We start from the raw sequence: 7,627 nt of genomic DNA on the forward strand, positions 1-7,627 counted from the left end.
GGACCGCGAGGAGCTGCGCCGCATCATGGGCGGCGAGGACGACGAGCCCCGCGACCCGTTCGAGCCGCGCTCGTAAGGGACGGCGAAGGAAGCGGCAGCCGAGGAGCCTCCGCGCAGGAGCGAAGCGACCTGCGCCTCGCGCGAAGCGCGAGAACAACCGCCCAGGTTGGCGGGCGGGAGCGAAGCGACCCGCCCATGCGCCCGGAGGGCGCATAACAGCCGCGCAGGTTGGCGTAGTAAGTCAGCGAGAAGCCCCCTGGTGCCCGAGATTGGCGGGATCGCGGAGGTGAAGCGTACTGCGGTACGCGAACCTCCGCGATCGCGGCAAGATCGGGTGCCAGGGGGCTCCGCAGCGTCGGCAGGTTCCGCGGGCCGGCAGGCCCGCGGAACGCTATACGTTCTTCAGCAGGATGGTGCTCATGGTGTCGGCCACGTGCTCGCAGGCGTCGCAGCACTTCTCCATGCGGTCGAAGATCTGCGACCACACCAGCACGCGCATGGGGTTGTCGTTGTCCTCGGTGTGCAGCTTGCGGATGACCTTGAGGTACAGGCGGTCGGCCTCCTCCTCGTAGGTGTTCACGTCCACGATGAGCTGCTTGAACGTCTTCGACTTCTTGAAGTTGCGGAAGTCCACCATGGCCTTGTCGAGCGCCACGCAGCTCTTCTTGATAAGGCAGGCGAACTCTTCCGCATCGTGATGCATGAAGTGGACGTCGTACATGTAGAAACGCTGCATGACGTCCTCGATGTAGTCGATGATATTGTCGAGGTACTGCGACAGCTCGATGATGTCCTCGCGCTCGATGGGCGTGATGAAATCGGTGGCCACCGTCTTGAAGATGGCGTGGTTGACCTCGTCGCCCTCGTGCTCGATCTGGTGCGCGCGGTCCATGATGCCGCGCAGGTCTTCGGCCTCGGTGAAGTTCTCGATGGCCTCGATGAGCAGCTCGGCCTCTTTCACCGCCATCGCGGACTGCTTTTCAAAGGCGTCGAAGTAGTCGAACTTGTGCTTCTTGGACATTGAACTCTCCTTTTACGAGAAGAACAGGAACAAATGGGCGAATGCGAACCCGAGCAGGCCGCATCCGGGGAACGTGAGCACCCATGTCTTCACCATGTCGACGGCGATGCCCCATTTCACGGCGCTCTTGCGCTTGGCGGCGCCCACGCCCATGATGGCCGTGGTGTTCGTGTGCGTCGTGGAAACCGGCAGGCCGGCGAACGTGGACAGCATAAGGCAGAAGAACGTGGCAGCGCTGGCCGCGAACCCTTGGAACGGCTCCAGCTTCACCATGTCGAGGCCGACGCTCTTGATGATGCGCTCGCCTCCCACGGCCGTGCCGATGCCCATGTTCAAAGCGCAGAAGAACATGAGCCAGATAGGCAGGACCATCTGGTCGGCCTGGCCCACGCCTGTGGCCAGGGTGATGGCCAACACGAAGATGCTCATGAACTTCTGGCCGTCCTGGGCTCCGTGCATGAATGCCACGCCCGCACCCGAGGCCACCTGGGCCCAGCGGAACACCTTCGTCGTGCGCTTGCGATCCATGTTGCGGCACACGCGGCCGACGATCTTGGAGTTGGCCCAGCCCAGGAAGAACCCCAGCAGCGTGGACAGCAGGATGCCGTACACCACCTTCATCCACTCGCCGCCGTTGATGGCGCCGAAGCCGCCCTGCAGCGCGATGGCCGCGCCCGTGAGGCCGGCGATGAGCGAGTGCGACTGGCTCGTGGGGATGCCGAACCACCAGGCGGCCGCGCCCCACACGATAATGGCGATCATGGCAGCCGTGAGCGCGATGAGCGCCTGCTGGGAGTTGCCGCCGAAATCCACCATGTTGAAGATAGTGTGAGCGACGGCGGACGTGACGAGTGACACGAGCAGCAGGCCCAGAAAGTTGCAGACCGCCGCCATGAGGATGGCGAACTTCGGCTTCATGGCCCGCGTCGAGACAACCGTTGCGATGGCGTTCGGAGCGTCGGTGGCGCCGTTGACGACGATGACGCCGATATTGAGCAGCGTCACGGCCACCAGCACCGGGTTGGAGGCGAGCTCGGCGATGAACGTAGCCCACTCTATGGTCACGGGTTCCCTCTCGACAAAACAGCAAAAAGGCCAGCAGCTCATCAGTTTAACGCAAATCTGACAAAGAGCTAGGGAACGACCCTGCTTTTTACGTCGGCGGACGTACCGTTTGGTAAAATTCGCGTAAAGGGGCCCATACGAAAAGAAAATACCGGGCATTCGGCAAAGGGCTGCGTGCACCGACTGCTAATATATAAGCATGTCGCTATGGATTGAGGGCGGGGGCCGCGCAGGGAGGCCGATGCCTCCGGCGGCACGAGGGGGACATCTTTGCTCGAGGGGAGCAAACGCATGAAGAAGAGCATACAGCTGCCGCTGCAGACGGGCGACCTCATCGTGGGCTTCATGGTGTGGGTGATCCTATCGTCGCTGCTGCCGTACATCTTGCAGGACATCGCCATCCCGCCTGATCGGGTGGCGCTCGTCACGGCCGTCCCCGTGATCCTGGGCTCGGTGCTGCGCGTGCCGTTGGGCTACCTGACGAACCGGCTGGGTGCGCGCACGGTGTTCCTAGCCAGCTTCGCCTGCCTGCTCCTCCCCGTGTGGCTCATCAGCGAGGCCACCACGTACGAGGCGCTCATCACCGGCGGGGTGTTCCTGGGCATAGGCGGCTCCGTGTTCTCCGTTGGCGTGACGTCGCTGCCGAAGTACTACCCGCGCGAGCGTCACGGCTTCGTGAACGGCGTGTACGGGTTCGGTAACATGGGCACGGCGCTTACCACGTGGCTCGCGCCCCTCGCGGCGGCGGCCTGGGACTGGCGCGTGGCCGTGAAGCTGTACCTGGTGCTGCTCGTGGCGGCCATAGCGGTGAACCTCGTGCTGGGCGACCGTACGGAGCCGCGCGTAAAGACACCCATCGTGGCCCAGGTCAAGGCCGTGTGGCGCGACGGCCGCCTGTGGGCCTTGTCGCTGTTCTACTTCGTGACATTCGGCGCCTTCGTGGCGTTGACCGTGTACCTGCCGAACTTTCTTGCGACGCACTACGGGTTGGACGGCGTGACGGCGGGCCTGTTCACCAGCGCGTTCATCGTGGCGGCCGCAGCCGTGCGCGTCTTGGGCGGCTGGCTGGCCGACCGGCTGGACTGCCTGCGGCTCCTGGCGGGCGTGTTCGCCGCGCTTGCGGTGGGCGCCGCGGTGCTGGCGCTGGCACCCGGCTTGCCCGTGTACCTGGCGGGCATCTATCTGATCAGCGCGGCATGCGGCATCGGCAACGGCGTGGTGTTCAAGCTGGTGCCCACGTACTTCCTGGGACAGGTCGGCCCGGTGAACGGCCTGGTGTCCATGTGGGGCGGTCTCGGCGGCTTCTTCCCCCCGCTCGTGCTGTCCGCGAGCACGGCCGCCTTCGGCTCGAACATGCCGGGGCTGGCCCTGTTCGCGGCGTTCTGCATCGCATGCCTGGGCGTGGCGACCTGGATGGGGAGGAAGGAACGGGCGCAGGCGAGCTAGGCGCCCATGCGGCGCCGCCTTGCGGCCGCCTTACGCGTACAGCTTGAACACGCGGTTGCGCTCGGCGCCGATGGTGGTGAGGGCGTTGTGGCCGGGAAGGACGACGGTGTCGTCGGGGAGCTGGGCCAGGCGCTTCAAAGAGCGGCGCATATCGTCCATGCTGCCGCCGATGAAGTCGGTGCGGCCAACCGTGCCGCAGAACAGCGTGTCGCCCGACACGAGCACGGGCGCGGCGGCCGGGTTCGCGGTGCCTTCAGCGTCGAGGTACAGGCAGATGCCCCCCTTCGTGTGGCCGGGCGTCGCGATGACCTTCCACGTCATACCGCCTACCTGGACCTTGTCGCCATCCTTCACGGTACGGTCGACCGGGCATGTCTCGAAGGGACGGTCGTCCCGCGGCAGCTCCTCGTCGCCCGAGATCACCGGGGCGTCGATGGCCGAGGCGATGACGAGCGCGCCCGTCTTCTCGCGCAGCGCGCGCGCCGCGCCCACATGGTCGAAATGCCGGTGCGTGAGCACGATGGCGTCCACCTTGCGGCCGCCGAGCGCCTCCAAGATAGCATCCGCCTTGCAGGAGGGGTCCACCACCATGGTGGACTCGCCGTCCGATATGAGGTACACGTTGTTCTCCAGCATGCCGAGCACGAGGTACTCCACCGACACGCACGTTCCTTTTGCCTGGTTAGCCATGGGGTGTTCCTTCCCTATTTCTTCTTCTTGCCGCTCTCGCCGGGGAGCATGCGGCGCGCGTCGAACACGCCCTCGATGCCCCTCAGCTTGCTAAGGATGAGGTCGATGTGCTTGATGTCCGACACTTGGAACAAAAAGCGCATCTCGGCCATGCCGTCGCGGTGCGAAGTCGTGGACGACGACAGCACGTTCGCGCCCACCTCGGAGAGCACGACGGCCACGTCGCGCAGCAGGTTCATGCGGTCGAGCGCCTCCACGAACACCTCGATCTGGTACGACGTGCTCTTCGACGGCTCGTTCTCCCACGACACCTCGATGATGCGCTCGGGTTCCGTCATGAGGTCCTGCGCGTTCGGGCAGTCGGCGCGGTGCACCGACACGCCGCGCCCGCGCGTGACAAAGCCCAAGATGTCGTCGCCCGGCACCGGGTTGCAGCAGCGCGACAGGCGCACGAGCACGTCGTCGATGCCCTTCACCACCACGCCGTTGGAGCTGTGCGCCTCGTGCTTCTTCGGGCGCTTCACGCTGGTGAGCATGGGCGGCAGCTTGCCGGTGGACATGTCGCCCGCACCCAGGCCCACCGTCTCGGCCGCTTCGTTGCCCTTGTCTACCAGTATCTTGAGCAGGCGGTTCGCCACGTGCTGGGCGCTCTCCTTGCCGGTGCCGATGTTCACGAGCATGTCGTCCGGGTCGTTGTAGCCCAGATGCTCCGACACCGACTTCACCGCGCGCATGGACTGCGCGCTGGAGATACCCAGGCCGTGCTTGCGCATTTCGCGCGTGAGCTTGTCGCGGCCGTTCTGCAAGTCGTCGCCGCGGCTCACCTTGCTGAAGTACGAGCGGATCTTGCTGCGGGCGCTGGGCGTCTTCACCAGGTTCAGCCAGTCGCGCGAGGGGCTCGCGCTCTTCTGCGTGAGGATCTCCACGCGGTCGCCCAGCTGCAGCTCGTAGGTGAGCGGCACGATGGCGCCGTTCACCTTCGCGCCCACGCAGTGGTTGCCCACCTCGGTGTGGATGGCGTAGGCGAAGTCTACCGGCGTGGAGCCGGCGCGCAGGCTCATGGCCTCGCCCTTCGGCGTGAACACGAACACCTCGGACGGCGCCAGGTCCACTTTCAGGTCCTTCAGGAACTCGCGCGAGTCCTGCGTCTCGTCCTGCCAGTCCACCATCTGGCGGAGCCACGCCAGCTGCTGGTCGATGGCGTCGCCGCTCTTGCCGCCCTTCTCCTTGTAGCGCCAGTGCGCGGCCACGCCGTACTCGCTCTGGCGATGCATGTCCTCGGTGCGGATCTGCACCTCGAGGGGGCGCCCCGCCGGGCCGATGACGGTGGTGTGCAGGCTCTGGTACATGTTGTACTTCGGCATGGCGATGTAGTCTTTGAAGCGTCCGGGCATCGGGTGCCAGAGCGTGTGCACCGCGCCGAGCGCCAAGTAGCAGTCCTTCACCGACGGCACGATGATGCGCACGGCAATGAGGTCGTAGATCTCGGAGAAGCCCTTGCCCTTCTGCGTCATCTTCTGGTAGATGGAGTAGAGGTGCTTCGGCCGGCCCATGATCTGGGCGGTGATGCCCACCTTCTCCATCTCGTCGTGCAGGATGCCGATGATCTGGTCGAGATACCCCTCGCGCTCGGCGCGGCTCTCCGTGACCATGCGGCTGACCTGCTTGTACTTGTTCGGTTCCAGGTAGTAGAACGACAGGTCCTCGAGCTCCCACTTGATGTTGTTGATGCCGAGGCGGTGCGCGATGGGCGCGTAGATCTCCAGCGTCTCGCGCGCCTTGAAGATGCGGCGGTCCTCGCGCAGGGCGCCCAGGGTGCGCATGTTGTGCAGGCGGTCGGCCAGCTTGATGACGATGACGCGGATGTCCTTGCTCATGGCCACGAACATCTTGCGGATGGTGGCGGCCTGCTCGTCGGAGAGGCTCTCCACCTCGATGCGCGTGATCTTCGTCACGCCCTCCACCAGCTGGGCCACCTGCTCGTTGAACTCGACGGCCACCTGCTCGGTGGTGACGCACGTGTCCTCGACGGTGTCGTGCAAGAGCGCCGCGCAGAGTGTTTCCACGTCCATGCGCAGGTCCGCCAGGATGATGGCCACCTCCACGGGGTGCGCCACGAACGGCTCGCCGCTCTTGCGGCACTGGCCCTCGTGCGCCTCGCTGGCGAACTGGAACGCCTTGGCGAGCAGCGCCTGGTCGGGCTCGGAGAGGTAGGCGGACGTGAGCCGCTGCAGCTCGGCGAAGCGCTCCTCGGGCGTCTCCGTGCGGTGCGGGTTGCGCGCGTCGGCGCGACCTTCGGAGGCGAACGCCTTCTGGGCCACGTGGGGGAGGCCCAAGAGGTCGTCCTCGACCGTCTGCTTGTGCGACGCCTGTTCGAGCGGCTCCCCCAGCAGCTCTTCGCGCTTGTGATCGGCTTTGCCCATAACGGTGCGCCTCCTTTCCTCGTCCTAGCGCGTTCCGCGCGGCGCGGAGCCCGGCAGGATGGGGCGCGAGACACGCACGTGCAGGCTCGCTGCGTCGGTGCCCATCGCCCAGTCGCGAAACGCGCTGAATATAGCGCGCTCGCCCAAGCCCTCGCGGTAGCGCACGCTGTCGGTGAGCTCCACCTTGCTTGCGGTGTCCACCACACGGATGGAGCGGGTGATCTCGCCCGACGCGTAGGCCGTGTGCGTTTCGATGAGCCCCAGCTCGCGGAACACGGCCACGCCGCATGCCGCCGACTGGGAGCTCACGGCGTGCCCGCCCTCGCTGGCGAGCTTGGCCAAATCCACGTTGCCCAGCGTGAAGAACCCGTCGCCGTGATCGCGCTGCAGCGCGCGCAGGCGGCGGTACACCTGGGCCAGGCAGTCGTGGTCGGGCGTCATGTCGCGCAGCACCTGCTCGTTCACGCACGCATCGCCGCGACCGAACAGCAGGTGCACCTGCGCGGCGGCGCCGTCGCGGCCGGCACGGCCGCTCATCTGGTTGAACTCCACCTCGTTGTACGGCAGGTGGTACAGCACCACGTGCCGGATGTTCGGTATGTTCACGCCCTCGCCGAAGGCGGACGTGGCCACGAGCACCTTGAGCGCGTCGGTGCGGAACAGCTGCTCCACCCGCGCGCGCTCGGCACGCGTGAGGCCCGCGTTGTAGAAGCCGATGAGCGGCGCCATCTGCGGCACGCGCTTGCGCAGCGTGCGCGCCACGGCCACCGACTGCTCGCGCGAGTTCACGTACACGACCGTCTTCTCGCCGCCGGCCACGAGGTTCACCAGGTAGTCGTCGCGGTTCTTCAGGTTGCGCCGGTCGTCCACGCCCAAGTTCGCGCGTTCCGTCTCGTCGAGCACGAGCTCGTCGAGCGGCAGGGCGCCTCGGATAGCGTCGGCTATGCCGTCGTCGGCCGTGGCGGTGAGCGCGAGCACCGTG

6 protein-coding genes are annotated in these 7,627 nt (G+C 66.0%); 1 reads left to right on the top strand and 5 read right to left on the bottom strand.

Features of this window, described 5'->3' with window-relative positions; genetic code table 11:
- Positions 1–391: 391 nt before the first annotated feature.
- Positions 392–1,021, bottom strand: a complete 630-nt coding sequence (locus GPA_RS04220) for a DUF47 domain-containing protein (RefSeq protein WP_015539036.1) — start codon at positions 1,019–1,021, stop codon at positions 392–394.
- 12 nt (positions 1,022–1,033) lie between these two features.
- A complete protein-coding gene (locus tag GPA_RS04225) occupies positions 1,034–2,086 on the bottom strand; it encodes an inorganic phosphate transporter (protein WP_041239058.1) in 1,053 nt (350 codons plus the stop codon).
- 291 nt (positions 2,087–2,377) lie between these two features.
- Between GPA_RS04225 and GPA_RS04230 the strand changes: the two genes are divergently transcribed.
- Positions 2,378–3,532: an MFS transporter gene (locus GPA_RS04230; protein WP_015539037.1), complete on the top strand. Its 1,155-nt coding sequence runs from the start codon at positions 2,378–2,380 to the stop codon at positions 3,530–3,532.
- Between the two features lie 30 nt (positions 3,533–3,562).
- On the opposite strand, the gene GPA_RS04235 is transcribed toward GPA_RS04230, so the two are convergent.
- The 3 genes from GPA_RS04235 to GPA_RS04245 form a co-directional block, all read right to left on the bottom strand.
- On the bottom strand, positions 3,563–4,222 hold the full coding sequence (locus tag GPA_RS04235) for an MBL fold metallo-hydrolase (RefSeq protein ID WP_015539038.1): 660 nt from the start codon (positions 4,220–4,222) through the stop codon (positions 3,563–3,565).
- Between the two features lie 14 nt (positions 4,223–4,236).
- The gene (locus GPA_RS04240; RefSeq protein ID WP_015539039.1) at positions 4,237–6,645 is read right to left on the bottom strand and encodes a RelA/SpoT family protein; all 2,409 of its coding nucleotides are present in this window, start codon (positions 6,643–6,645) and stop codon (positions 4,237–4,239) included.
- Between the two features lie 24 nt (positions 6,646–6,669).
- A partial coding sequence (locus tag GPA_RS04245; protein ID WP_269446283.1) for a helicase-related protein occupies positions 6,670–7,627 on the bottom strand: 958 nt, incomplete at its 5' end.

Source organism: Gordonibacter pamelaeae 7-10-1-b, assembly GCF_000210055.1.
Lineage (GTDB): Bacteria > Actinomycetota > Coriobacteriia > Coriobacteriales > Eggerthellaceae > Gordonibacter > Gordonibacter pamelaeae.

Bases quoted from the DNA above. Each gene is read 5' to 3' on its own strand.
- GPA_RS04220 (WP_015539036.1), bottom strand. From the start codon at position 1,021: ATGTCCAAGAAGCACAAGTTCGACTACTTCGACGCCTTTGAAAAGCAG.
- GPA_RS04230 (WP_015539037.1), top strand. From the start codon at position 2,378: ATGAAGAAGAGCATACAGCTGCCGCTGCAGACGGGCGACCTCATCGTG.
- GPA_RS04235 (WP_015539038.1), bottom strand. From the start codon at position 4,222: ATGGCTAACCAGGCAAAAGGAACGTGCGTGTCGGTGGAGTACCTCGTG.
- GPA_RS04240 (WP_015539039.1), bottom strand. From the start codon at position 6,645: ATGGGCAAAGCCGATCACAAGCGCGAAGAGCTGCTGGGGGAGCCGCTC.